This is a genomic window from Amycolatopsis ruanii (genome assembly GCF_003385175.1).
Taxonomy (GTDB): Bacteria; Actinomycetota; Actinomycetes; order Mycobacteriales; family Pseudonocardiaceae; genus Amycolatopsis_E; species Amycolatopsis_E thermalba.
Window position 1 is genome coordinate 56,502 of sequence record NZ_PQHY01000002.1, and the last position, 25,575, is coordinate 82,076.

Consider the following 25,575-nt stretch of genomic DNA (forward strand, 5'->3'; position numbering starts at 1 on the left):
CGGCGGGAGGAGTACGTCGGGCGTGGTTCCCCGAGCCGCTGCTGGCCGATCCGTATCAGGACCCGCAGCGCTCGGCGGAGCCGGCCGACTCGTTGTCCATGGCGGCCCTGCTGCTGCTCGAACGGCTCAGTCCGCTGGAGCGGGCGGTCTTCGTGCTGCGGGAGGTGTTCGGGTGCGGTTTCCCCGAGATCGCCTCCGCGGTGGGACGTTCGGAGGCGGCGTGGCGGCACGTGGACGCGGTCCGGCCGCGGTTCGAGGCCGGCCGGGCCAAGCGCGAGGAGCTCGCCGGCCGGTTCCTGGACGCCTTCCGGAGCGGCGACGTCGGTGCATTGACCAAGCTGCTGGCCGCGGACGTCCAGCTGGTCGGCGACGGCGGCGGCAAGGCCCCGCAGTGGGCCTCGCGGTTCACCGGCGCCGGGGCGGTGGCCGGGGTGCTCGCCAAGCTCATGCCGCTGTCCGCCCGGATCGGCTGCCAGGTGTCGCAGCATGCGCAGGGCGGACCATACGTCGGCGATCGGGGCCAGGTGTGTGAGCTTCTCCGGGTTCTTCACGGTGCGGATCGTCTGGATCAGTCCGTCCACGATGTCCGACGTCCAGACGCTGATGAGCCCGCCGTCCCGAGCACGGAAAATCGCACCCGGCTGGCCGTTCACCGGGGCGGCAAGCGGCACCGGAGACCCGCGGCGTTAGCCACCTGCCACCTGCCCCTCGGCACCCCAGCCGGCCGGAGCAGCCGCCCCCACGGGGCCCGACGCGGCCGAACCGCGCCGGGCCCACGTCCGCGCTACCGCCAGTCCACCTGCGGCGAGCGGTAGAAGTCGATCCCCTGGACCTCCCACCGCGGCGCCTGCTTCGCCAGCCGCTCGCGGTAGCCGTTCCAGTCGTGGGTCGACTTCGGCGACCACCCGATCTCCGCGATGCCGGGCAGCCGCGGGAAGGCCATGAACTCGATGTCGTCGCTGTCGGTCAGCGTCTCCGACCACAACGGCGCCTCGACGCCCGCGATCGACGTCTCACCCACGCCCTGCACCGCCGTCGACGGGTCCCAGTCGTAGGCGTCGGCGACCTCGACGTACCCGGCCCAGTGCAGGCCGAGCGGGCTGTTCTCGTGGTACTTCATGTCGAGGTAGGCCTTGTTCGCCGGGGACATCACGATCTTGTTGCCCGCCGCGGCGGCCGCGGCCGTGGCGGCGTCCACCCCGTCGGTGTCCCAGAACTGCGGCACCGCGGACACCGGCAACCCGGCCTTCGCGATCTCGTGCCAGCCCTGCACCAGCTTGCCGTGCTTGGCGACGATCGGGAGCACCTCGCCCATGAACTTCTGGTAGTCCTCCGGCGTCGTGGCATGGGCCTCGTCCCCGCCGATGTGCAGGTACCGCCCCGGCGTCAGCGCGGCCAGCTCGCCGATCACGTCGTCGAGGAACTCGTAGGTGATGTCCTTGTCGACGCACAGCGAGCTGAACCCGACCTCGATGCCGGTGTAGAGCGGCGGAGCCACGCCGTCGCAGTTCAGCTCCGCGTACGACGCCAGCGCGGCGTTGGTGTGGCCCGGCATGTCGATCTCCGGGATCACCGTGATGTGCCGGGACGCGGCGTAGGCCACCAGGTCCTGGTACTGCTCCTGCGTGTAGTACCCGCCCGGGCCGCCGCCGACCTCGGTGCTGCCGCCGTACGTCGCCAGGCGCGGCCAGCTCTTGATCTCGATCCGCCAGCCCTGGTCGTCCGCCAGGTGCAGGTGCAGCCGGTTGATCTTGTACTGCGCGATCTGGTCGATGTACCGCTTGACCTCATCGACCGCGAAGAAGTGCCGCGCCACGTCGAGCATCGCTCCGCGATACGCGAACCGGGGGTAGTCCACGATCCTGCCGCCCGGCACGACCCACGGGCCGCGCGCGACCTGCCGCGATTCGACCTGCGCGGGCAGCAGCTGGCGCAGCGTCTGCACCCCCGCGAACAGCCCGTCACTGCTGTTCGCGCGGACGGTGACGCCCTTCTTCGTCACCGTGAGCTGGTAGCCCTGGTCGCCGACCTGCGCGGTCGGGCCCAGCTCGAGGGCGATGGACGGCGCCGAGGTGCGCTCGACGACCGGCAGGCGATAACCGGTCGACGGGCGGAGCAGGCCGGCGAGGTAGTCGGCGACCTGCCGGGCGTCGCGGCCGGCTTCGATCGCGGTGGCGGGGGTCAGCCGGAAGTCGGCCCTGGGATCGGCTTTCGCCGACACCGGAACGGGTATCACGTCCGCCAGGGCACGCGTGGCCGGCTGGTTCGCGGCGGCGGGCTCGCTGGCGAGGGCGGGCTGGGTGAGGGCGGTCAGCACGAGCGCGGTGGCGCCGAGCAGGCCGGCCAGGGATCTGCGCATGGTCACTCTCCGCGGGGATCGGGAGCGGGTCTCTTAAAGGTATAGACCAGTGCTTCCGCCCGCGCAATGCTCCAGTCGCCGTCGCACTGCTCCGGCCGGGTGAATCGCCGCGTTCGACTCGATCGGGTGGCGATTTCCCGGCCGGAGCGTGCTTTCTGTCGGTGCCCGGGTCTAACTTGTCGGTATGAACATCAACTCGTTGCCGAACGTCGTCAACCGTCTCAAGTGGACACTGTGTCGCTCAGCTCTCGCGCAGGATCGCGCGCAGGCTGTCGAGCACCGAGGGGTCCTCGATCGTCGAGGGCACCGGCTCGTCACGGCCTTCCGCGAGTCCGCGCATGGTCTTGCGCAGGATCTTGCCCGATCGCGTCTTCGGCAACGCGTCCACAATAGACACCTGACGGAACGCCGCCACCGGGCCGATGTCGCGCCGGACGGCGGTGATCAGCTCCGCCTTCAACGTCTCCTCGTCGATGTCCACACCGGACTTGAGCACCACCAGCCCGCGCGGCAGCTGGCCCTTGAGCGAATCGTGCACGCCGATCACCGCGCACTCGGCCACCGCGGGGTGCGCCGCCAGCACGGCTTCCATCGAGCCGGTCGACAACCGGTGCCCGGCCACGTTGATGACGTCGTCGGTGCGGCCCATGACGAACAGGTACCCGTCCTCGTCGAAGTAGCCCGAGTCGCCGGTGAGGTAGTAGCCCTCGTAACGCGACAGGTACGCCTCCACGTAGCGCTCGTCATCGTCCCACAGCGTCGGCAGCGTGCCCGGGGGCATCGGCAGCTTGATGCAGATCGCCCCCTCCTGCCCGGCAGGCAGCGGATTGCCGGCCTGATCGAGGATCCGCACGTCGTAGCCCGGCACCGGCACGGTCGCCGAGCCCGGCTTCACCGGCATCGGCTCCAGGCCGCGCGGGTTGGCCGCGATCGGCCAGCCGGTCTCGGTCTGCCACCAGTGGTCGATCACCGGCACGCCCAGCTTGTCCGAGGCCCAGTTCAGGGTTTCCGGGTCGAGCCGCTCCCCGGCCATGAACAGGGTGCGGAACGCGGACAGGTCGTACTTCGCCAGCTCCGTCGCGTCCGGGTCCACCCGCTTGATCGCCCGCAGCGCGGTCGGCGCGGTGAACAGGGCCTTCGCCTTGTGCTCGCTGATGACGCGCCAGAACGCGCCGGCGTCCGGGGTGCCGACCGGCTTGCCCTCGTACATCACGGTCGTCGCGCCGATCAGCAGTGGCGCGTACACGATGTAGGAGTGGCCGACCACCCAGCCGACGTCGGAGGCGGTCCACCAGATGTCGCCCGGCTGGATGTCGTAGACCGCGTTCATCGAGTACGCCAGTGCGACGGCGTGCCCGCCGGCGTCACGCACGACGCCCTTCGGCTTCCCGGTCGTGCCAGAGGTGTAGAGGATGTAGAGCGGATCGGTCGCCGCCACCGGCACCGGGTCCGCGGGGCTCGCGTCGGCGACCAGCTGCTGCCAGTCGACGTCCTGTTCGCCGAGCGTCGCCTGGGCCGCGTCGCGCTGCAGCACCACGATCCGGTCCGGCTGGTGTTCGGTCGTGGCGAGCGCCTCGTCGATGATCGGCTTGTACTCGACCACCCGGTTCGGTTCGATGCCGCAGGACGCCGCGACGATCACTTTGGGCTTGGCGTCCTCGATGCGCGCGGCCAGCTCCTTGGGCGCGAACCCGCCGAACACCACCGAGTGCACGGCGCCGATCCGCGCGCACGCCAGCATCGCCACGGCCGCTTCGGGCACCATCGGCAGGTAGACGATCACCCGGTCGCCCTTGCCGACCCCGAGCGAGCGCAGCGCCCCGGCGAACCGGGCGACCTCGTCGCGCAGCTGGGTGTAGGTGAAGGTGCGCTTGCCGCCGGTCACCGGCGAGTCCCAGATCAACGCCGGCTGCTCGCCGCGGCCGCGCTCCACGTGCCGGTCCAGGGCGTTGTAGGCGGTGTTCAGCTCCCCGTCCGGAAACCAGCGGAACAGCGGGGCGTTCGACGAGTCCAGCGCTTGGGACGGTTCGCGCGTCCAGTCGATCGCCTTGGCGGCGGCCAGCCAGAACCCCTCCGGATCGGTCAGGCTGCGCTGGTGTTCCTCCGCGTGACGGCCCATGGGGCAGACCTCCTCGTCGTCGAGCTCGTGCCACACATCATGGCTCAAAACGCCCCCGATGACCCGCCGCGTCCAGAGCACGCTCCGGCCACCCGTCCCCACCCACCCCACTGGCAAGCCCTGCGGCGAACTGCAGCAATCCGCGAGCCCGCACTCGCCCTCCTCCACACTCACCTGTGGCCGGCCTTGGCCCTCCTCCCACACCCGCTTGTGGCCGGTCTCGCCCTCGTCTCGCACTCACCTGTGGCCGCTCGCCCGCGACACCCCATCTCGACCACTGGCCGCCCCGCCTCGGCAAGCTCGCCCAGCAACCGCCGCCCGTTCCCAGCCAGCCGGACGTCATGGCGAGACCCGCACGAGCCCCCCGACACGCCAACTACACCGACGTCCATGCCCCCTACGGCCCACCCGTCGGCCACACCCGACGGAGCTGGAGCTTCTGCGGCTACCTGGAGACCGTCCGCCGGGCCAAGCGCACATCGCGGGGAGCCCGGACATGCCCGCCTCGACTGTGCGTCAAGCCCTGGTGCGCCATGGGATACCCGGCCGCAACGCCTCACCGGGACGCCGATCCGCCGCGGGGAGCGGCCGGGTGAGCTGACGCAGGTTGACCTGACAAGGCTCTTGCCGTGCTCGGCGCGGACGCCTCTGACGGCCGGATCCGCGACGAGGCGGGCTCGCCCGGTCCCCGTCCAGACCCAGTACACAGGTCGCACGCCACTCGATGGCGGCTCTGCGCGCCCATGCACCACCCGGCGCCGCAAGCCGTCATCTGCGGCATCGCCCACGCGAGGCGGACGCGGCGCACCCCAGCGCCCGGCGACGGCTCAGAAAGCCCCGATGAGCCCGGAGATGTGCCCGCCGATCTGCGCGACCGTCCCGCTCACCTCGGACGCCTGGGACAGCAGGTTCTTGACCTTCTCCCACCGGGTCCGCACGACCTCGGGCTCCACGTCGTCGGCGTTTTCCGGGTCCTGCGCCTTGTGTGCGTCCGCCAGCAGGCCGGCGAGGTTGCGATCCAGCGCCTTCCGGTCTTCGACCTCCAGCGCGGCGGTCTGGGCACGCAGCTGCTCGAGCAGGGCGACGAGCGGTGCCTGCTGCTGGTTGATGTTCGCGCCGCTCATCGATCCGCTGTTCGTCCCGGTGTTGATCGGGCCGAAGTTGCCGCCGCCGATGTTGATGCCGGTCATGCCGTCAATCTCCCGTGGCCGGTGCCGACTGGACGTTCGCGCCGTCCATGGAGCCGCTGTTCGCGCCGGTGTTGATCGGCGCGTAGTTGTCGCCGTGGATGGTGATCTCCTTGTGGATCACCGTCGCGGCCTGCCGTTCAAAGCTCGCCGGCGAGTAACCGCAGTCGCGCAGGATGCGGCTGATCGCCGGCATCAGCCTGCTGTGCAGGATCTTCTCGTAGCGTTCGACGTCGACCAGCTGGAAATAGCTGTCCACCTCGTCGGCGGCGGCCATCTCGCGCAGCGTGCGCAGCGAACCGTAGGCGTCGGGGTTGATCAGGCCGCGATCCTGCCGCAGCGGCTGGATCCACTCCAGCGTGTGCCGGGCGCGGCCCCACACCGTCACCGGCAGCCGCGCCAGCCGCAGCAGCGCCTGCCCGATCGGGGCGATCACGCCGGAGGGCAGCTTGTCCACCGCCCGGTAGCGGTCCCGCACCGGCGGGAGCACGCACGGCGTCCACTCCAGGTACAGGGTGCTGGCGTCGGCGGCCGCGTGCAGGAAGCTGGACATCACCAGGTCCCGGTCCCACGTCTCGACCTGGAAGCACAAGTAGTAGCGGGCCCACTCACGCGGCTGCTGCCGCAGCGCGGTGACCTCGCCCGGCGGCAGGTGCCGTTCCGGCGCGCTGTCCAAGCCGCGCAGGTAGACGACCGACTCCGGCTGGTTCACGTGGTCGATCAGCTCGGCGGAGGAGGCGAACACGGCCTCCCGGATCGACAGCTCGCGCAACCGGCGGTCCGGCGACAGCGACTCGCTCTCCTGCAACACCGCCATCGCCGCGCGGACCCGCTCGTACAGCAGCGGCGTGGTCAGCTCGTCGAAGGGCGAACCGTCCGGCTTGCGGTCCTCCGGCAGCCGTTCCAGCGGCAGCGCCATCGACCACGATTCGCGGTGCAGACCCGCGCCGACGAACGGGTTGTACCCGCGGTGCACGAACAGCGGGACCGTGCCCTGCGGGGTCTGCTCGGCGTCGCGATAGCGGTGCAGCTGCCGCAGAAACCGCGGCGGGCACAGACCGAGCAGCGGGCGCTCGGCGGTGAACGGGTCGGCCGGCGGCCGGTTGCGGGCCCGGTAGCCGAACCGGTCGACGAGCAGCGAACGCACGACCAGCCGGTCGGTCACCAGGATCGCGAGCATCAGCACGACGAGCGCGATCGAGACGTAGAACCAGACCTCTTCGTCGCCGGGCGGCGGGCCGTAGTAGTCGCTGTAGTAGCCGCCGGTGAAGTCCTCGGTCGTCTCCGGATCGATCGTGCCGATCAGGTACAGCAGCAGGCCGGCCAGTGTGAACGCGCCGAGCACCGCGACGACCGCGGCCTTGAGCGCGACGTTGATCGCCGTGCGCCAGATCGACGGGATCACCAGGACCACCGCGAGCGCGAGCCACGCGAAGAGCAACAGGCTCGGGCCCGAGGCCCAGACGAACAGGCCGAACAGCACCGCGAGGATGCCGTCCCGGAGCTTGCGGCGGCCACGCGACGCGATCGCCTCGACCAGCACGCGTGCCGGGTCGAAGCCGGGCGAGTGCGGCAGCGGGCGGGTCGGCTCGGTGAGGAACTCGCGGATCGCGTTGTCGGCGTAGCCGGAGTCGAGGTGCGCGGCGGCGCACAGGTACCGCGTCGTGTCGTCCTGGGGCCGTACCTGGGGCGGGACGGTCCAGGCGGTGATCGTCGTTTCGCTCACGGGATCGCGTTCTCCGTCATGGCGGCCAGGATCGGGACCATCGCGGGCCAGTCGGCGACCTTCGACGAGGCGTACACGAAGTACTCGGTGCCGGACGCGCGCCAGTACTCGGCCTTGACGTGCCGTCTGCCCTCCGGCGCGGTCCACTCGAACTCCCAGACGATCGCCTCGTACCCGCGCAGGGTCGTCTGGGTGAGTTCGATGCGCGAGTAGGCGGGCCGGGCCGCGGCGAAGTTGCGTTCGGCCTCGAGGTGGGCCTCCAGGATCGAGACGTTCGGGACGGCCGAACCGCCGTAGCGGACGTAGCGGGAGCTGTCGGCGGGATCGGTGGCCTGGACGCTGCCCGCGGACTGGGTGGGTGCGACGGTCCAGCCCTCCGGGATCACCGTGCGGATGGCGGCCGGGCCGGTCACCTCGCTCACCGGTGGGGCCGAGCTGGTGGTCGTGGTTGTGGTGGTCGTCGTGGCGCGGCGGCTGCTCGACGTGCGGGTGCTGGTGGTCGTCGTGGCCGGGCTGGTCGTGGCGACGGCCAGGTCGGTGTCGCCGCGGGTGCCGTCGTCGCGGACCAGCAACAGCGCCGTGCCCACGGCGCCGAGGACGACGAGGTTCGCCACACCCGCGAGCAGCGCCACGCGCGCCGAGGTCGGCTGGCCCCCAGGAGGCGGCATCGATGTCCCCTCAGTCAACCGCTCGTGCAGAAGTGAGCACTGAGGGTAGCATTGGGCGCCCCGCCCGGGTTACTCCTTTCAGGAGATTCGCCGTGACCGAACAGACCGACCCGATGACCGCTGTTCAAGCGCTTGAGCAGCAGCTCGCCGCCGCTCCCGCGGACCCCGACCTCCGCCTGCGGCTCGCGCTGGCACTCGAAGCGTTGACCGTGTCCGCACGGAGTGTGACCAGAGAGGGGATGCCCGTCGTCACCTCGGCACGCCAGCGCGACTTGTGCGCGTGGGCGGCCCGCCGGATCCTCGAACTGAACGTGCCCGACGCCCGCCTCACCACCGGCGCGCAGGGTCTGCTGGCCGAGCTGGAGGCGGGACGACGGTGGGTGTGGCTCGGCCAGGGACAGTTCGCGGTCGCCGCGGTCGTCGCGCTGGGCCTCGCCGCGGTCGTGCTGGGCGGGCTGACCGGCGTCATCGCCGTCGTCGTGGCCGGTGCGGTGGTCAGCAGTGCCCTGCTGGCGGTGCTGGTCCTGCGATTCCGGCGGGAGCGGTGGCGCGTCGAGGCGGAGCGGCTGGCCCCGGTGATCTGGCGGCCGGGGATCTGAGGACCCTCACTCCGCAGGGTGGCCGGAACCCGACCGCAACCCGCCCGCCCCCTGCCGCGTCCAAGGTGCGAATAGGGTGGAAGACCGGAAGACGACCCCGAACACGAAGGGACCCGGGCGGTGAACGCGTTCGCGGACTGGCTGCTGTCCCTCGCGCATGCCCTGTTCAACCCGGGCTTTTGCCCCGGCGACTGGGTGTGGGCAACGGTGGCCGCGGGGGCGTTGACCGCCCTGTTCCCGGTGGCCGGCGCGGTCCTCGTCGCGCTCATGCGGAAGTTCACCGGCAACCGGTACGACACCGGCACGATCGCCGCCATCGGCGTGATCGCGTTCGTGTTCTCGTTCGGGCTGCCGTGGATGGCCTTCAACGGCATCTCGGGCATCTACCGGGCCGCCGCCGAGGGCACGTCGTCGCTGTCGAAGGCCGACCTGGCCACGCTGAACCGCGAGTACTGCTCGTTCATCGGCACCCAGAGCGACTACCTGGGCGGCGGGCAGAACGTCTTCGAAACGATCTTCTACCCGTCCGGCAACGTCCTCGCCTACGGCTACTACCTGGGCGCGCTCGTCGGACTGCCGGTGGTCGCGCTGCTGTTCATGATCCTGCAGGCCCGCACGGCGATGCGGCGCGGTCCGAAGTGGCCGGGCCGTCTGCTGTGGGCCGGGTTCGTGCTGTTCGTGGTCTTCTCGGTGGGTGTCTCGGCCAACGCGGGCGTGTTCCTGTGGCTCGGGTTCCTGCCGATCGCCATGCTCGGGATCATCCCGATCGCGCTGGTCGGGCCGCCGTCGTGGTCGGTCATCAACAAACCGGAGCGGCCGCGCCCGGAGCCGCGGCGCGAGCCTCCGCCGCAGGGGCCGCCACCGCCTCCGCCGCCGCAGCAGCTGCCCAAGCAGTACGCGCCGACCGCGGTCGCGCCGGCCGCGCAGGAGCTCGCCGCGGCGCCCGGCCCGGTTCCGGTGCCGCCGGGGTCGACGGCCAACGGCGGCGGCCGGTACCGGCGGATCAAGCGTCTCGGTCACGGCGGGTTCGGCACGGTGTGGCAGGCGGTGGACAACCAGCTGGGTCGCACGGTCGCGCTGAAGATCGCGCACGCGCCGGACCGGGACACCGAGGAGCGCATGCGCCGCGAGGCGCGGGCGCTCGCCATGGTGAACCACCCGAACTGCGTGCGGGTCTACGACCTGATCGAGGAGCCGGACGGGCTCGCGCTGGTCATGGAGTACCTGGAGGGCCAGTCGCTGGCCACCGCGGTGGACACGATGGGCCCGCTCGACGACATCGCGGCGGGCCGCCTGTGGGCGACGATGGCCGGCGCGCTGGCCGCGGCGCACGAGAAGGGTGTGCTGCACCGCGACGTGAAGCCGTCGAACGTGATCCTGGACCCGCAGGGCATGCCGCACCTGATCGACTTCGGCATCGCCCGCAGCCGCGGCGACTCGACGATGACCGCGACCGGGATGATGATCGGCACCCCGGACTTCGTGGCGCCGGAGCAGGCGGCGGGCGCGGCGGCCTCCCCGGCGTCCGACGCGTGGCAGCTGGCGGCCACCGTGAGCTACGCGTTGTCCGGCTACCCGCCGCGAGGCACCCGCGAGACGCCGATGGCCGCCCTGATGGCGGCGGCCCGCGCGGAGCCCGTCTCGAAGCTGCCGCAGCGCTCCGCGCACGCCCGGCTGCTGATCGCGTCGCTCGACAACGAACCCCGCCGCCGCCCGACGCTGCACACGGTGGTCCGGGAGGTGGAGGGCTTCCTGTCGAGGTCCGGCAAGTCGATGGACGGCCCGGTGACGCGCATAGTGCCCCGCCAGGGCGGCACCACCCGGGCGATGCCGCCCCGTCGCTGACGCGCCGCGCCGGCCAGAGCGGGTTGGGGTCGTGGTCTAGGCGAGTCGTTGAGGGGGCCGTGGCGCGGATCGTGCCGCGTCTGGGGCGGTACCTGGGCGGTGCTCCCGTGGTCCGCGCCGCCGCGGTACCACCCGGGCACGCGCCACCGCGACAACCTCGGCCGCAGCCGACATCGGCGACCCGGCCGGTCACCAGCTCGGCGAACGCGCCCAGCTCACCGCGGTCGCCGCGAAACGGGGGCCTGCGAACTCGGCGTAGTCCTCCGCGGCCCGGTCGGACGACTCCCGCGCGCGGTCCACGTGCCCGGTCATCGCCAGGACGGTAGCCAGAGTTCCGCCTGCCAGCGGGCGTTGCTGATCGGGTCGCCGTTCAGAATCGGCCACAGCCACGCGAAGTTCGCCACCACCAGGCCGGCGTACAGGGCCACCACCAGCAGCCCCGTCCCGCGGCGTTCGAACCCACGCCGCGCGCTGCCCAGGATCTGGCCCAGCGCGAGCGTCAGCCCGAGCACCAGGAACGGCGCCATCGGCGTGGCGTAGAAAAAGTACATCTGCCGGTCGATGTTGGTGAACCACGGCAGGAACCCGGCGAGGTACCCGACCAGCACCGCGGCGTAGCGCCAGTCGAACCGGAACAGCCACCGCCACAGGCCCCAGGCGAGCATCGGGAACGCCAGCCACCACATCGCGGGCGTGCCGATCAGCATCGTCGCCCGGATGCAGTCCGACGCGCCGCACGTGCCGTTGCCCGACTCGTAGTAGTAGAGCATCGGACGCAGCCCCATCGGCCACGTCCACGGCTTCGACTCCCACGGGTGCGGGTCGTTCTTCGGCGTGACCAGGCTTTCGTGGAAGTGCAGCACGTTCATCGAGTAGTCGCCCAGCGACCGCAGCGCCGGCGGCACCCAGCTCCAGAACCCGGGGTCGATGCCCTGCATCTCGACGTAGTGCCGGTCGGTGCCGGACTCGCTCGCGAACCACGCCCACCAGCTCGCCAGGTACAGCAGCGCGGGGACGGCGACGATCGCCCACAGCGCGGGCAGCACGTCCCGGCGCAGCGTCCCCGCCCACGGCCGCGGCACGCCCGCGGCCCGGCGCGCGGCCACGTCGAACCCGACGCACAACAGCCCGCAGAACGCCATGTAGTACAGGCCAGACCACTTCACCGCGAACGTCAGGCCCAGGCACACCCCGGCCGCGAACCGCCACCAGCGGAAACCCAGCCGCGGACCCCACGGCGACTCGTCCGCCCAGCCTTCGGCGACCGCCACCGCCAGCCGCCGTCGCACCTGGTCGCGGTCGCACAGCAGGCAGGCGAACGCGGACAGCGCGAACAGGGCGATGAAGATGTCCAGCATGCCCATCCGGGCCTGCAGGAACAGCACGCCGTCGCAGATGACCAGGATCCCGGCGATCCCGCCGAGCAGCGTCGAGCGGGTCAGCCGCCGCGCGATGCGGATCGTCAGCAGCACGATGATCGTGCCGGCCAGCGCGGCGCTGAACCGCCAGCCCCAGCCGTTGTAGCCGAACATCCACTCGCCGAGCGCGATGAGCTGCTTCGCCAGCGGCGGGTGCACCACCAGTTCGTAGCCGGCGTTGTCCTCGAACCAGCCGTTGCGCAGCATCTGCCACGCCTGCGGCACGTAGTGCTTCTCGTCGAAGACCGGGGTGCCCTTGTCGGTGGGGACGCCGAGGTTCTGGAAGCGGGTGACCGCCGCGACCAGCGTCAGGACGATCGTGACCACCCAGCCGCGCAGCCGGTCGCCGGGCATCGGCCGTCCGAGCAGGGTGGCGGCACGGTCCGTCGGCGGGCGGAGGTGGTCCACCTGGTCCGGTCGGGTCAGCAGAGCGGTCACGGGGGTGATCCTAGGGACCCACGGGTGAACTCGGAGTTCCCGCGCGGCTAATAGGGTGAAGGCCATGCCGCTCGTCCTCGCCGCGACCCCCCTCGGTGACTCCCGCGACGCTTCGCCGCGACTGGTCACCGCACTGGCCGAGGCGGACGTGATCGCCGCCGAAGACACCCGGCGGCTGCGGTCGCTGGCCACCGCGCTGGACGTGACCCCGCGCGGGCGGGTGGTCAGCTTCTACGAGGACGTCGAAACGTCCCGCCTGCCGAAGCTGCTGGAGGCGCTGCGGGCGGGGGAGACGGTCGTGCTGGTCACCGACGCCGGCATGCCCAGCGTGTCCGACCCGGGATATCGGTTGGTAGCGGCGTGTGTGGCGGAGGATCTGCCGGTCACCTGTCTGCCCGGCCCGTCGGCGGTGACGACCGCGCTGGCGCTGTCCGGGCTGCCCAGCGACCGGTTCTGCTTCGAGGGGTTCGCGCCGCGCAAGCCGGGTGAGAAGGGGCGCTGGTTCCGGGAGCTGGCGCACGAGCCGCGGACGGTCGTGTTCTTCGAGTCGCCGCACCGGCTGACCGCGACGCTGGCGGAGGCCGCCGCGGCCCTGGGCGACGAGCGGCGGGCGGCGGTGTGCCGGGAGCTGACGAAGACGTACGAGGAGGTCCGGCGCGGGACGCTGCCGGAGCTGGCCGCGTGGGCGGCCGAGGGTGTGCGCGGCGAGATCACCGTGGTGCTGGAGGGCGCCCGGCCGCGGGCGGTGTCGGTGACGGACCTGGTGGCCGAGGTCTCGGCCCGCGTGGCGGCCGGCGAGCGGCTGAAGTCGGCGGCGGCGGAGGTCGCCGAGGCGGCGGGGGTGTCGAAGAAGGAGCTGTACGACGCGGTGCTGGCAGCGCGGCGCGCGTGAGCGGTGGTCCGGGGGCTGGTCAGGGGTTGAGGCCGTGAGTGGTGGTTGGGCTGCCGGTGCGGGTTGGGGCCGTTGGCGGCGCGCATGAGCGGTGGTCCGGGGGCTGGTGAGGGGTTGAGGCCGTGAGTGGTCGGGCTGCCGGCGCGGGTTGGGGCCGTTGGCGGCGGGGAGAGGGAGTTGTGCGGGCGCGGCGGCGTTGAGGGGGGCGGCCTCCGCCGTCGAGTAGGTGGGTGGTGCCTGGGTGGCGGCCCTGCCACCACCCAGGCGCGGCGGCCTGGCATTCGCCGTGGCCGCTCGGGTGGGTCAGGCCGGGGCCTTCCGCATCGTCCAGGTGAGGGGTCCCTCGGGGAGCGGGACCTTCGCCGTTACCTCGAAGCCCAGGCCCTCGTAGAACCCGACGTTCGCCTCCAGGGAGGTTTCCAGGTACGCCGGGTGGCCCTCCGCGGCGGCGGCGCGCAGGCCGGGGGCGAGGACCGCCCGTCCCAGGCCCTCGCCCTGCCGGTCGGGGGCCACGCCGACCGTCGCGAGGAACCACGCTGGCCCGGTCGGCCGGTGCGGGGCCAGTGCCTCCTCCGCGGCCGCTGCCGCCGCCGCCCGGTCGCCGGCCAAGTCGCTCAGCCGCGGGCCCAGCTCGCCGAAATCGATCTCCCCGGAGGCCGGCGTCGTCCACACCGTCACCGCCGCCAGGTCGTCGCTCACCCACACGCGTCCGTGCGGCAGTCCGATGTGCTCCAGGAACAGCCGTTGCAGGCCGGTCACCCGGGCGACGTGAGCGTCAGCGGCGACGGTGTGCCGCGTGAACGGGTAGTCGGCGAACGCGGCGCCCAGCGTCGCCGCCGCGCCGTCGATGTCGGTGGGCGTCCCGGGGCGGATCAGGTGAGCAGGGCTTCCAGTGGTGCGGCCTTGTGCAGACATTCCTGCCATTCTGCCTCCGCGTCCGAGTCCGCGGTGATGCCGCCACCCACGCCGAGGGCGATGCGGTCGCCGTGCAGCTCGAACGTGCGGATCGCCACGTTCAGTTCCAGGCCGGCCACCGGGGAGGCCAGACCGATCGCACCCGTGTAGACGCCGCGCGGGCGGGGTTCCAGCTCCGCGATCAGCTCCAGCGCCCGGATCTTCGGGGCGCCGGTGACCGAGCCCGGCGGGAACGTCGCGGCCAGCAGCTCGGCGTCCGAGGTGACCACACGCCCCTCCACCGTCGACTCCAGGTGCCACACCCCGGGCGCGGGCCGGACGCGCAGCAGCTCGGGCACCCGCACGCTGCCCACCGCGCACACCCGGCCCAGGTCGTTGCGCACCAGGTCGGTGATCATCACGTTCTCGGCGACGTCCTTGACCGACTCGCGCAGCCGCCGCGCCAGCGCGTCGTCGGCGGGGCCGCGGCGGGGGAGGGTGCCCTTGATCGGGGTGGAGCGGACGCGGTCGCCGTGGCGGGCCAGGAACAGCTCGGGCGACAACGACACGACGCTGCCCCAGTCACCGGTCAGGAACGCCGCCCGGCGCGGCCGCAACCCGCGGACGCCCTGCGCGAACAACGCGGCCGGCGATCCCTCGAACGTGCCCTCGAAGCGGGTGCAGATGTTGGCCTGGAACAGCTCACCGGCCTCGATCGCGTGCACGCAGGCCTTGACCGCGTCGCCGTGTTCGGCCGGTAACGGACGGTGCAACGGGCCGGCGTGCCAGCTCGGCGAGGGCGCCGGGAGGCTCAGCAGCCGTTCGAACTCCGCCGCGGTGGCGTCCGCGTCGAGTGACTCGAACCACCACCAGCCGTCGGCGTCCAGCCGCAGGACGTGGTCGGCCCAGCCCCAGACGGCTTTCGGCAGGTCGGCGCGGCGACCGGAGGGGTCGGTGAGGTCGTAGGACAGGTATCCGAACCAGCCGCCGCCGACGACGCGATCCGCGGGCTCGACCCGCGGTTGCAGGTCCGGGACCTCGAACGGGTCGGTGACCGGGCGGAGCTGGACCTCGGGCGCGAGCACCGCCCGGGAGCCGAACCAGTCGCCGCACAGACCGGCCGCCGTGCCGATGCCCCGGAAGCGGGCGCGCTCGTCGAGGAGCAGCAACACCTCGTCCGGTGTCCTGCCTCGGCCCAGTCTCGTTCGTGTCACCCGCACGGGACCATTGTGACTTACGGTCGGGCCATGGTTCGCATCGCGGAAACGGAGCAGATCTGCAAGGTGACCGGCGCCGATTCGATCAACCGGACCGACCGGTTCGCCATCCACGGCACCGACCTCGGCATCCCGTGGGACGGCGGGGACGGCCGGGTCTTCGTGCTGTTCGGCGACACCTTCGGCGAGGGCTGGGGTGGCGACGGCGGCGGCCCGGACAGCGCCGACTGGCGCAGCAACGTCCTCGCGTTCTCCACCACGACGGACCTCGCCGCCGGTCTCACGCTCGACGGCGTCGTCGCCCGGCCGGACGGGACCGCCGCCCAGGTCATCCCGCGGGACGAGCGCCGCGACGAGGTCACGGTCATCCCGAACTCCGGCCTGGCCGTCGACGGGCTCCAGATCGTCCATTACATGTCCGTCCGGCAGTGGGGCCCGCCCGGGAAGTGGACCACCAACTACTCCGGCCTCGCCGTGTCGCGCGACGGGGTGACCTAGACAAGCCCTGGAGCGCGCGGTGGATCAACCGCGCCGAGCGGGACGATCCGTTCCAGATGTGCGCGCTCGCCCGCGAGGGGGACCACCTCTACCTCTTCGGCACCACCAACGGGCGGCACGGCGACGCCTACCTGGCCCGCGCGGCGATCCCGCACCTGCTCGACGCGTCCTCCTACGAGTACTTCGACGGCCGCGGCTGGACCCGTGACGAGTTCGCCGCCGCGCCGGTCATCCCGGGCCCGGTCGGCGAGCTGTCCGTCGCCTACGACGTCCACCTCGGACAGTGGCTGGCGATGCACCTGGACGACCCGGGCGGCGCGATCCTGCTGCACTCCGCCGACCGGCTCACCGGACCGTGGTCGCCCGGCCAGGCCGCCGTGCCCGGGCACCGGTACCCCGGCCTCTACGGCGGGTACCTGCACCCGTGGGCGCTGGACGGCCCGGAGATCTACTACCTGATGTCCCAGTGGGGGCCGTACAACGTGTTCCTGATGCGCAGCCGGCTAGAGCAGTAGGTCGGCCAGCGTGAACGGGTACACCAGCGCGTCCATCCCGATCGGACCGGACACGCCGGGCATCGGGGGCACCGAGCTGTGCTCGTGCAGCGCCAGGCGCGGGTGGAACCAGCCCGGCCGGCCCGGGATGTCGTTGTGCCGCGCCACCCACAGCACGACCTCGCGGTCGGCCCACTTCTCCGGGTGCAGCCGCCGCAGCCAGAGCGCGTAGTCGGCGTAGATGACGACCCGCTGGATGCCCGCGGACTGCCGCACGGTCTTGATCCACGCCTTCACGAACCGGTCGTCGACGCCTTCCGCTTCGACCTCGAGCGTCGGCGCGAGCGAACCGGGTCCGAACACCCCGAGCCTGCGTCCCGCCCGCACGCACAGCTCGGCCTGGTCGTGGGGCGCGCCCGGACGCGCGTAGTGGCGGATGCCGGTGCGGAGACCCGCTCGCTGCGCCGCCTCGATCTGCTTGCCCGCGCCGTGGTCGAGCCAGTTCGTGTTCTCGGTGACGGTGATGGAGGCGAACGAGACAGCGCCGGAACGGACCGCGTCCCAGTCCGCCACGGTCGCGTGCAGCGCGAGGTTGATCCCGCGCTCCGTGCTGCCCTCCGTCAAACCGCCGCCTTCACATTTCCGAAATGCGCTCCTCAAGACACTGTGTAGTCACCATAAGCGCGGAAAGCCCCGGTTGCCGTATCGACGCACCACCCGAAAAGGGTGTGATGCACGGCAAGTACACGAGAGGCTGCCCGGGAGATCCGCGGCTGCCGGCAGTCCCCGGTCCGGCCGGGGTCTGCCGGCCGCGGTCAACCGCCGATTCCGGAGTGCCGTGCCGCCTCGACGATGGCGGCCGCGTCCTCGGGCAGCAGGTGCCCGGCGGTGACCGAGGACTCGGCGGCGGCCCGCACCTTGCTCACGTAGTCGGCGTTGGTCGGGTACAGGCGGCTCAGCACCGGTTCCGCGGTGGGCGGGTACGACGGGTCGGACGGGTCGCCGGCGTCGTGCTGGTCCCACGGGTCGGCGTCGCCGTTCCACGGGTCGCGGGCGCCGTAGAGGCCGCAGAACACCCCGCTGCCCGAGGTGTCCCGCTCGCCGCTGAGCGTGCGGGTCGGCACGGCGACATCGGGCAGCCGGATGCCGCCGAGGGCCAGTCCGGTGCGCGGATCGCGGCGGTCGGCGTCGAGCAGCGCGCCGCTCGCCGGGCGCGGACCGCCCTGCGCCCACGTGGTGAGGTAGCGCAGTGCGGCGTTCATCGAGTAGTGGCCGGGGCCGTCGTTGAAGGGCGCCGAACCCGCGGCGCAGTCCGGCTGGGGCGCGGCCGAGCCGACCGACTTCTTCAGCGTCGGGTCGCCGAGGTCGAACGCCCACTGGTCACCGTGCGCCGTGCCGGCCAGCTCCCAGTGCACGACCCGGTCGGTGTCCGGTTGCCGGGCCGCGGACGCGCCCGGCACGTCGGTCTCGGTCAGCACCACGAACACCGGCACCGCGGTGTCGGTGCGGATCCGGCTCGGGTTCGGCATCGTCAGGACGTCGGCCGGCCGCCCGCTGATCGGTGCGGCGACCGCGCTGTTGCTGTGGATCAGGAAGCCGTCGTAGACGCCGGACACCGGCTGGACGGCGTTGGCGTAGGTGGTCATGAACCCGGCCGACTGCGATTCCCCGTCGGCGAGCAGCGTCCGGATCTCCAGTCCGCCCAACGGATCCGGCCCGTCCGGGGTGCGCAACGCCTGCCCCGCCTGGGAGAAGATGTCGTAGGCGTACGCGTCGCCGGGGTGCACGAGGCTGCCGTAGCGGGCCGGGTCCCAGCCGCGCAGCCCGGCGATGTCCCCGAGCCCGCCGTTGACGCCGACCGACTGCGCGGACACGCCGACCCACGCGTAGCCCCGGCGCAGCAGCTCGTCGCGGGTGAACCAGTAGTCCGGCGACAGCTCCAGCTGGGCGCTGACGTTGAGCCATTCCACGACGACGGTGCCGTTGAACCGCGCGGGATCGCTCGGGCGCCGCACCAGCAGGCGGGTCCGGTACCCGGCCTGGGTGGTCGGCCGGACGTCCCAGCGGCCGCTCGAGGTCCACAGCCCGGACTTGGCGTAGGCGGTCGCGGTGCCCGAGATGAAGTACTCGCTCTCGGTGTAGCCGAACGAGCCGAGGTCCTCGGCCGCGGCGAGGAACGGAAACCCGTGGCTGCCCGCGGGTGGCGTGGTGATCGTCGGGGTGGCGGCCGCGGCCGTGGCGGGCAGTACCGCGGCGAACACCGCCAGGAGCGTTGCGAGGACGGCTGTGCGCACTGGTCACCTCCGTGGTGTGGGGAGGGCCAGTGTGGTGCGGCCGCGGTCGCCGCGGCATCGGCGAAATCACCGGTCGGCGACCGCGGCCGCGTCGGTCAGGCGTTCTCCTTCTGGAAGGTCCGCGTGCCCCAGAACACCGCGAGCACCGCCATCACCACGAGGATGATCGAGCCGGTCATCAGGGCGTCCATCGTGAGGTCGCCGCGGAACGTGGCCCGCTCGGCGTCGACCACGTGGGTGAACGGGTTGATCCGCGAGAGGGTGTAGAGCCAGTCCGGCGCGAGGATGCTGGTGATCGGCAGCAGGATGCCGGACAGCAGCAGCACCGGCATCAGCACGGCGTTGAGCAGCGCCGGGAACGCCTGCTCGCTCTTCAGCGTCAGCGCCACCGCGTACGACGCCGAAGCCAGCGTCGCCGCCACCAGGCCGACGATCACCAGGCTCAGCAGCACCCCGCCGACCGGCGCGTCCAGTCCAAACGCGACATACGCCAGCACCGTGATCAGCACGGCCTGGATGACCGCCTGGATCACGTTGTTCGCCACCTTGCCCAGCAGCAGCCCGACCCGGCTCGCCGGCGTGACCCGCAACCGCTCCAGCACCCCGCTGCGGTAGTCCATCAGCAGCGCGAACCCGGCGAACGACGAACTGAACAGCGCCAGCTGGATGATCAGCGCCGGTGTCAGGATCGTCCAGCTGCTGCCCGGCGGGAAGCCCGGCGTGCTGCTGACGACCTTCTCCATCAGCGGCCCGAACAGCACCAGGTACAGCACCGGCTGCATGATGCCGATCATCACCCACGCCGGATTGCGCATGGACAACGTCCAGTCCCGCTTGAAGATCAGCCACGTGTCACGCAACATGGGCGGCCTCCGGGGAGGTCTGGGACTGCTCGGCGTCCCGCAGCGAGCGGCCGGTGAGCGTGAGGAACACGTCGTCCAGCGTCGGCCGGTGCACCTGCATCGAGGTCATCGCGATGCCGTCGGCGTCCAGCCGGCGCAGCAGCTCCGGCAGCGCGGTGTCCCCGCGCGGCACCCGGAACCGCACCACGCCGTCGCCGGTGGTCACCTCGTGCGCGCCGGCCAGGCGCCCGGCGACCTCGGCCGCGGCACCCACGAACTCCGGGGCCACCCCGATCGTCACGCCGTCCCCGGACACGCGCGCCTTGAGCGAGTCCGGTGACCCCTCGGCCACGATCCGCCCGTTGTCGATCACCAGGATCCGGTCGCACAGCGAGTCGGCCTCGTCCAGGTAGTGCGTGGTGAGGAACAGCGTCACGCCGTGGTCGGCGCGCAGCCGCCGGATGTGTTCCCACAGGTTGGCGCGGCTCTGCGGGTCGAGCCCGGTGGTCGGTTCGTCGAAGAAGATCAGCTTCGGGTCGTGGATCAGGCTCAGCGCGATGTCCAGCCGCCGCCGCTGGCCGCCGGACAGGGTCTTGGTGAGCCGCTGGTCCAGGTTGACCAGGTCGAGCTGCTCGACCAGCTCCCGGCCGCGGCGCAGCGAGTTCTCCTTCGACATGCCGTAGAGGCGGCCCTGCAGCTCGATCTCCTCGAGCACCTTCATCTCCGGGGTCACGCCGCCGCCCTGCGCGACGTACCCGATCTGCCTGCGCACGCCGACCGGGTCGGCCAGCAGGTCGCGCCCGGCGACCTGGGCTTCGCCCGCGGTCGGGCGCAGCAGCGTGGTCAGCATGCGCAGGGTCGTGGTCTTGCCCGCGCCGTTCGGGCCGAGGAACCCCACCAGCTCGCCCTCGGCGACGTCGATGTCGACGCCCTTCACGGCTTCGACGCTGCGGCCGCGCGCGGTGAACGTCCGCGCGAGGCCGCGTGCCTTGATCATCAGAAGATCCCCCTTGAGTCAGTAGTCAAATTTGACTAGTGAGCGCGGCCACTCTGCCCCAACTATCGCGCCGTAGTCAAATTTGATTACTTGATCACCGGGGCGGCTCGCCGAAGCTGCGTCCCGGGTCGTCGGCCATGACGTACTCGCCGTCCTCCAGCCGCTTGATGAGGTTGCGGACCCACTCCATCGTCGCCGAGACGTTGGTGGCCCACAGCCGGTACAGCTCGTTCACGTGCGCCGGCTGGCCCCACTCGACGCCGTGCCCCAGCACGTGCCGGACCGACGCGAGCTGGCCTTCCATCTGGGTCAGCCGGTGCTGCAGCAGGGACGCCGCCCGCTGCCGGGGCAGGCAGGTCAGGAACGTGAGCGCCGCGGCGAAGCCGAACGCGTTCTGCGCGTCGTTCTCGCCGAGCTGGCTCAGCATCTGGGCCAGCCGGACCTGGAACTCGGTCTCGCCGTCTCCGGTCAGCCGGTAGGCGACCCGGTCCGGCCCGCGCCCCTCCGGCTCGTCGGGCACCGCCTCCAGCAGGCCCTCGGCCGCCATCTTCTTCAGCGCGTGGTAGATCGACCCGGGCTGGACGTTGGCCCACCGGTCGGCCGACCAGGTCAGCAGCTCACGCCGCACCTGATAGCCGTGCGCCTTGCCGTACATCCGTACGACGCCCAGCACCAGCAGCCGCGTCGGCGACACCCGACCTCCTTAAGCCTTCCCAGGTAACAATGCACGAGACGGCATCCGTACGCTAAACAGGCATGAGCATCCCTGTGTTGACGGCGGTGGCCTGGCCTTATGCCAACGGGCCCCGTCACATCGGCCACGTCTCCGGCTTCGGCGTCCCGTCGGACGTGTTCTCGCGCTACCAGCGAATGGCCGGCAACCGGGTGCTCATGGTGTCCGGGACCGACGAGCACGGCACCCCGATCACCGTCCAGGCGGACAAGGAGGGCCTGACCTCCCAGCAGACGGCCGACAAGTACACCCGCCAGATCGGCCAGGACCTGCAGGGCCTCGGGCTGACCTACGACCTGTTCACCCGCACCAGCACCGGCAACCACGCCGAGGTCACGCAGCAGATCTTCCTGGCGCTGCACCGCAACGGCTACGTCGTGCCCAAGACGACCACCGGCGCGATCAGCCCGTCCACCGGCCGCACGCTGCCCGACCGCTACATCGAGGGCACCTGCCCGATCTGCGGGTACGACGGCGCGCGCGGCGACCAGTGCGACAACTGCGGCAACCAGCTGGACGCCGCGGAGCTGATCAACCCGAAGTCGCGGATCAACGGCGAGACGCCCAAGTTCGTCGAGACCGAGCACCTGTTCCTCGACCTGCCGGCGTTCACCGAGAGCCTCGGCAAGTGGCTGTCGACCAAGACGGACTGGCGGCCCAACGTCGTCAACTTCACCAAGAACCTGCTCGACGACATGCGGCCCCGGCCGATCACGCGTGACCTGGACTGGGGCGTGAAGATCCCGCTGGACGGCTGGCGCGACCAGCCGCTCAAGCGGTTCTACGTGTGGTTCGACGCGGTGATCGGCTACTTCTCGGCCAGCGTCGAGTGGGCCCGCCGCAGCGGGAACCCGGACGCCTGGCAGGAGTTCTGGAACAACCCGGACGCGCGCGGCTACTACTTCATGGGCAAGGACAACATCACCTTCCACGCCCAGATCTGGCCGGCGCTGCTGCTCGGCCACAACGGCGCCGGGGATAAGGGCGGTCAGGTCGGCCCGTACGGCAGGCTCAACCTGCCGGACGAGATCGTATCCAGCGAGTTCCTGACCATGAGCGGGTCGAAGTTCTCCACCTCGCGCGGCACGGTCATCTACGTCAACGACTTCCTGCGCGAGTTCGGCCCGGACACCCTGCGCTACTTCATCGCGGTGGCCGGCCCGGAGACCCAGGACACCGACTTCACCTGGGACGAGTTCGTCCGCCGCACCAACTTCGAGCTGGCCAACGAGTGGGGCAACCTGGTCAACCGCTCGATCTCGATGGCGCACAAGAACAACGGCGCCATCCCGGCCCCGGTCAAGCCGGCGCCGGCCGACGAGGAGCTGAAGGCGCTGTCCCGCAAGGCGTTCGAGACCGTCGGCGGGCACCTGCAGCGGTCCCGGTTCAAGCTGGCCGCCACCGAGGCGATGCGGGTCGTGTCGGCGGCCAACCGGTACCTGTCCGACCAGGAGCCGTGGAAGCTCAAGGACGACCCGGAGCGCCGCGACGCGGTGCTGCACACCGCGCTGCAGGTGGTGTCGGACGCGAACACGCTGCTCACGCCGTTCCTGCCGCACTCGGCGCAGAAGGTGCACGAGGCGCTGGGCGGCACCGGCGTGTGGGCCGCGCAGCCGGAGCTGCAGGACGTCGAGGACCTGGACATCCCCGGCCGGATCAACCCGATCCTGACCGGTGACTACGCGGCCGAGCAGGCGCGCTGGGAGTCGATCCCGATCGAGGTCGGCCGTCCGCTGGCCAAGCCGACGCCGCTGTTCGCCAAGCTCGACCCGAAGCTGGGCGAGACCGGGCCGGAGTGGGCCCCGATCGCGCAGTGAGCAAGCAGGAACGACCGCCGGTGCCGGAGCGCCTTCCGGCGCCGGTGGTCGACTCGCACACGCACCTAGACGCCTGCGGTGCGGTCACGGCGGCCGACGTCGCCGAGCTGGCCGACCGCGCCGCGGCGGCCGGGGTGACCCGGATGGTGACCGTCGCCGACGACCTCGACGCCGCCCGCTGGGCCGCTCAGGCGTCCACTTGGGACGAACGGGTGTGGGCCGCGGTGGCGATCCATCCCACGCGGACCAAGGACTTCGGCGAGCCGGAACAGTCCGAAATAGAGCGTCTGGCGCGGCAGGATCGGGTGGTCGCGGTCGGCGAGACCGGCCTGGACTACTACTGGGACTACTCACCGCCGGAGGCCCAGCGGGAGGCGTTCCGCTGGCACATCGACCTCGCCAAGCGGATCGGCAAACCGCTGATGATCCACGACCGGGACGCGCACGAAGACGTGCTGCGGATCCTGGACGAGGAGGGCGCGCCGGAGACCGTGGTGTTCCACTGCTTCTCCGGTGACGAGGACATCGCCCGCCGCTGCGTGGACGCCGGGTACGTGCTGTCGTTCGCCGGCACGGTCACGTTCCGCAACGCCCGCGCGCTGCAGGCCGCGGCGAAGCTGGTGCCATCCGGGCAGTTCCTCGTCGAGACCGACGCGCCGTTCCTGACGCCGCACCCGTTCCGCGGCCGCCCGAACGAGCCGTACTGCACGGCGTACACGGTCCACTTCCTCGCCGACCTCCGTTCGGAAGACCTGGAAGGCGTCTGTTCGGCGGTGTCGGAGACCGCCGAACGCGTCTTCCGGCTCCCGTCCGTCACGTCGGGTTGAACGGACTGCGACATTCGTGGAAATCAACCATCCACCTGGAGGAGTGACGAACGCCACGACATTCCGCCCGGTGTTTGCGCAACCTCCCGGGGTCCGTTACTGTCCCGTGACCGTGCCGCATGATCGCTCCAACCGGGCGAAGCGCGGGACACCCGGAGTCAAGCCAGTGCAGGTCGGGATCGGGGATGGCGACGACTTCCGGGAGCCGTAGTGCGAAAGGGATCGACCTGCTGTGACTGGTAGTAGATGGGCCGACGCGCGCCCGACCGAGGCGATGGACTGGTTCGAGTCCAGCCGTGGCGGCGCCGTGGGCACCCTCGACTGGCCCGACGCCGACGCGTTCTCGGACGACCTGGCCGTCACCGAGCACGACATCCGCACGGTTCTGGGTAGCGACGCGGACGATCTCATGGCCGAGGCCGAGATCGACGTCGACGAGCTGATCCGGCTGATCAACGCCGAGACCACGATGCTCCCGGCGCTGGCCATCCCGGATGCGGTGTCCGAAGACCGCACGGCCGCCGTGGAGGCCGAAGAGGAGCCGGAGAAGGCCCTCGTCACCGCGGTCAAGACCTGGAAGCGCCGGTTCCTCCGGGGCTCGGTCCTGGCCCTCCTGATCAGCCTGACCGGCGGCGGCGCGGCCGCGCTGGCCATGAACAAGAGCGTGACCGTCGACGTCGACGGCCACACGCAGACCGTGCACAGCTTCGGCAAGACGGTCGGCGAGGTCCTCGAGGACGCCGGTCTCACCGTCGGTGAGCACGACGCGCTGTCCCCCTCGCCGCAGGCGCCGGTCGGTGACGGTGGCGTCATCAAGCTGGAGCGCGGCCGCAAGCTGAACCTCGTCGTCGACGGGGTCGCCCGCGAGTTGTGGGTCCGCGCGACGAGCCTCCAGGAGGCCATCACGCAGCTGGGCCTGAGCGGCCAGTTCGGCCCGGGCACCGCGTACTCGATGCCGCTGGACGCGGAGCTGCCGCTGGACGGCGCGACCGTCGAGGTCAAGACCCTCAAGAACATCACCGTGTTCGACGGCGACGCCGCCCCGCGCCAGGTGAGCACCACCGCGATCACCGCGGAGGAGTTCCTGGCCGAGCAGGGCCTGTCGCTCGGCCCGGACGACGAGATCGACGGCGGGCTCGGCCTCAAGCTGGCCAACGGCGCCGAGGTGCACATCTCCCGCACCGGCGTGTCCGTGATCAACCAGGAAGAGGAGATCGCGCCCGAGGTCCAGGAGATCAAGGACGCGACCCTCGACGCCGGTGACGAGGTCGTCCAGGACCCGGGCACCGCGGGCAAGAAGCTGGTGACCTACCGGATCACCAAGCGCAACGGCAAGGAGACCGCCCGCGAGGAGCTGTCGACCAAGGTGCTGGTCGAGGCCAAGCCGAAGATCGTCCGGGTCGGCACGAAGCAGCCGGTGATCAGCGACAGCGCCATCTGGGACGCCATCGCGAAGTGCGAGTCCGGCGGCAACTGGTCGATCAACACCGGCAACGGCTACTACGGCGGCCTGCAGTTCAACAAGAGCACGTGGGACGCCTACGGCGGCGACCAGTACGCGGCCTACCCGCACCAGGCCACGCGCGAACAGCAGATCGCGGTGGCGACCAAGGTGCGCGACGACCGCGGCGGCTACGGAGCCTGGCCGGTCTGCGGCGCCAAGGCGACCAGCTGACCCCCCGAGCAAGACCATGATGACCCCGGCCGGTGG

21 protein-coding genes and 1 pseudogene are annotated in these 25,575 nt (G+C 71.5%); 8 read left to right on the plus strand and 14 right to left on the minus strand.

Annotated features, from left to right (window positions below):
• Positions 1 to 98 precede the first annotated feature (98 nt).
• Positions 99 to 815 carry a sigma factor-like helix-turn-helix DNA-binding protein gene (locus D0D28_RS36460; protein ID WP_240323033.1) on the plus strand — a complete coding sequence of 239 codons (717 nt, stop codon included), beginning with the start codon at positions 99 to 101 and terminating at the stop codon, positions 813 to 815.
• On the opposite strand, the gene D0D28_RS01395 is transcribed toward D0D28_RS36460, so the two are convergent.
• The 5 genes from D0D28_RS01395 to D0D28_RS01415 all read right to left on the minus strand — a co-directional run bounded on the left by D0D28_RS01395 (position 785) and on the right by D0D28_RS01415 (position 8,059).
• Positions 785 to 2,359 carry a beta-N-acetylhexosaminidase gene (locus tag D0D28_RS01395; protein WP_094004530.1) on the minus strand — a complete coding sequence of 525 codons (1,575 nt, stop codon included), beginning with the start codon at positions 2,357 to 2,359 and terminating at the stop codon, positions 785 to 787. The two genes, D0D28_RS36460 and D0D28_RS01395, sit on opposite strands and share 31 nt — an antisense overlap.
• Before the next feature lie 241 nt (positions 2,360 to 2,600).
• Entirely contained in the window at positions 2,601 to 4,514 is a 1,914-nt protein-coding gene (locus D0D28_RS01400; RefSeq protein WP_116109433.1) for a propionyl-CoA synthetase, read from the minus strand.
• Positions 4,515 to 5,305: 791 nt separating this feature from the next.
• Entirely contained in the window at positions 5,306 to 5,668 is a 363-nt protein-coding gene (locus D0D28_RS01405; protein WP_116109434.1) for a hypothetical protein, read from the minus strand.
• 4 nt (positions 5,669 to 5,672) lie between these two features.
• Positions 5,673 to 7,391: a hypothetical protein gene (locus D0D28_RS01410; protein ID WP_116109435.1), complete on the minus strand. Its 1,719-nt coding sequence runs from the start codon at positions 7,389 to 7,391 to the stop codon at positions 5,673 to 5,675.
• Positions 7,388 to 8,059, minus strand: coding sequence for a hypothetical protein (locus D0D28_RS01415; RefSeq protein WP_233157154.1), 672 nt, complete (start codon positions 8,057 to 8,059; stop codon positions 7,388 to 7,390). The genes D0D28_RS01410 and D0D28_RS01415 overlap by 4 nt, the downstream gene beginning before the upstream one ends.
• Positions 8,060 to 8,151: 92 nt before the next feature.
• Between D0D28_RS01415 and D0D28_RS01420 the strand changes: the two genes are divergently transcribed.
• On the plus strand, positions 8,152 to 8,658 hold the full coding sequence (locus D0D28_RS01420) for a hypothetical protein (RefSeq protein WP_116109436.1): 507 nt from the start codon (positions 8,152 to 8,154) through the stop codon (positions 8,656 to 8,658).
• A gap of 120 nt (positions 8,659 to 8,778) precedes the next feature.
• Entirely contained in the window at positions 8,779 to 10,503 is a 1,725-nt protein-coding gene (locus tag D0D28_RS01425) for a serine/threonine-protein kinase (protein ID WP_116109437.1), read from the plus strand.
• 189 nt (positions 10,504 to 10,692) lie between these two features.
• Here D0D28_RS01425 and D0D28_RS37250 read toward each other — a convergent pair whose 3' ends face one another.
• Both D0D28_RS37250 and D0D28_RS01435 read right to left on the minus strand, forming a co-directional pair.
• The gene (locus D0D28_RS37250; RefSeq protein ID WP_275895881.1) at positions 10,693 to 10,815 is read right to left on the minus strand and encodes a hypothetical protein; all 123 of its coding nucleotides are present in this window, start codon (positions 10,813 to 10,815) and stop codon (positions 10,693 to 10,695) included.
• Positions 10,812 to 12,359, minus strand: a complete 1,548-nt coding sequence (locus tag D0D28_RS01435) for a dolichyl-phosphate-mannose--protein mannosyltransferase (protein ID WP_116109438.1) — start codon at positions 12,357 to 12,359, stop codon at positions 10,812 to 10,814. The genes D0D28_RS37250 and D0D28_RS01435 overlap by 4 nt, the downstream gene beginning before the upstream one ends.
• 64 nt (positions 12,360 to 12,423) lie before the next feature.
• Between D0D28_RS01435 and rsmI the strand changes: the two genes are divergently transcribed.
• Complete coding sequence (rsmI, locus tag D0D28_RS01440) at positions 12,424 to 13,251, plus strand: 16S rRNA (cytidine(1402)-2'-O)-methyltransferase (protein ID WP_162830958.1); 828 nt, start codon at positions 12,424 to 12,426, stop codon at positions 13,249 to 13,251.
• Positions 13,252 to 13,554: 303 nt separating this feature from the next.
• On the opposite strand, the gene D0D28_RS01445 is transcribed toward rsmI, so the two are convergent.
• Together D0D28_RS01445 and D0D28_RS01450 are read right to left on the minus strand one after the other, a co-directional pair.
• Positions 13,555 to 14,166 carry a GNAT family N-acetyltransferase gene (locus D0D28_RS01445; protein WP_116109440.1) on the minus strand — a complete coding sequence of 204 codons (612 nt, stop codon included), beginning with the start codon at positions 14,164 to 14,166 and terminating at the stop codon, positions 13,555 to 13,557.
• The gene (locus tag D0D28_RS01450; RefSeq protein ID WP_240323043.1) at positions 14,124 to 15,317 is read right to left on the minus strand and encodes an aminodeoxychorismate synthase component I; all 1,194 of its coding nucleotides are present in this window, start codon (positions 15,315 to 15,317) and stop codon (positions 14,124 to 14,126) included. Before D0D28_RS01450 ends, D0D28_RS01445 begins: the two co-directional genes overlap by 43 nt.
• A gap of 75 nt (positions 15,318 to 15,392) precedes the next feature.
• On the opposite strand from D0D28_RS01450, the pseudogene D0D28_RS01455 reads away from it, so the two are divergent.
• Positions 15,393 to 16,375: pseudogene (locus D0D28_RS01455) on the plus strand (DUF4185 domain-containing protein).
• Here D0D28_RS01455 and D0D28_RS01460 read toward each other — a convergent pair.
• From D0D28_RS01460 to D0D28_RS01480, 5 genes are all read right to left on the minus strand, one after another.
• Positions 16,364 to 16,978, minus strand: a complete 615-nt coding sequence (locus D0D28_RS01460; protein WP_094004551.1) for a glycoside hydrolase family 25 protein — start codon at positions 16,976 to 16,978, stop codon at positions 16,364 to 16,366. The pseudogene D0D28_RS01455 and the gene D0D28_RS01460 sit on opposite strands and share 12 nt — an antisense overlap.
• 191 nt (positions 16,979 to 17,169) lie before the next feature.
• Positions 17,170 to 18,648: an alpha/beta hydrolase domain-containing protein gene (locus D0D28_RS01465; RefSeq protein WP_233157155.1), complete on the minus strand. Its 1,479-nt coding sequence runs from the start codon at positions 18,646 to 18,648 to the stop codon at positions 17,170 to 17,172.
• A 95-nt stretch (positions 18,649 to 18,743) separates the two neighbouring features.
• Positions 18,744 to 19,511, minus strand: a complete 768-nt coding sequence (locus tag D0D28_RS01470) for an ABC transporter permease (RefSeq protein ID WP_116109441.1) — start codon at positions 19,509 to 19,511, stop codon at positions 18,744 to 18,746.
• A complete protein-coding gene (locus tag D0D28_RS01475; RefSeq protein WP_094004553.1) occupies positions 19,501 to 20,487 on the minus strand; it encodes an ATP-binding cassette domain-containing protein in 987 nt (328 codons plus the stop codon). The genes D0D28_RS01470 and D0D28_RS01475 overlap by 11 nt, the downstream gene beginning before the upstream one ends.
• A gap of 94 nt (positions 20,488 to 20,581) precedes the next feature.
• On the minus strand, positions 20,582 to 21,181 hold the full coding sequence (locus tag D0D28_RS01480; RefSeq protein WP_094004554.1) for a PadR family transcriptional regulator: 600 nt from the start codon (positions 21,179 to 21,181) through the stop codon (positions 20,582 to 20,584).
• 62 nt (positions 21,182 to 21,243) lie between these two features.
• Between D0D28_RS01480 and metG the strand changes: the two genes are divergently transcribed.
• The 3 genes from metG to D0D28_RS01495 all read left to right on the plus strand — a co-directional run bounded on the left by metG (position 21,244) and on the right by D0D28_RS01495 (position 25,539).
• On the plus strand, positions 21,244 to 23,037 hold the full coding sequence (gene metG, locus D0D28_RS01485) for a methionine--tRNA ligase (RefSeq protein ID WP_094004555.1): 1,794 nt from the start codon (positions 21,244 to 21,246) through the stop codon (positions 23,035 to 23,037).
• Positions 23,034 to 23,864: a TatD family hydrolase gene (locus D0D28_RS01490; RefSeq protein ID WP_094004556.1), complete on the plus strand. Its 831-nt coding sequence runs from the start codon at positions 23,034 to 23,036 to the stop codon at positions 23,862 to 23,864. Before metG ends, D0D28_RS01490 begins: the two co-directional genes overlap by 4 nt.
• Positions 23,865 to 24,138: 274 nt before the next feature.
• Positions 24,139 to 25,539, plus strand: coding sequence for a resuscitation-promoting factor (locus D0D28_RS01495; RefSeq protein WP_116109442.1), 1,401 nt, complete (start codon positions 24,139 to 24,141; stop codon positions 25,537 to 25,539).
• Positions 25,540 to 25,575: the final 36 nt, after the last annotated feature.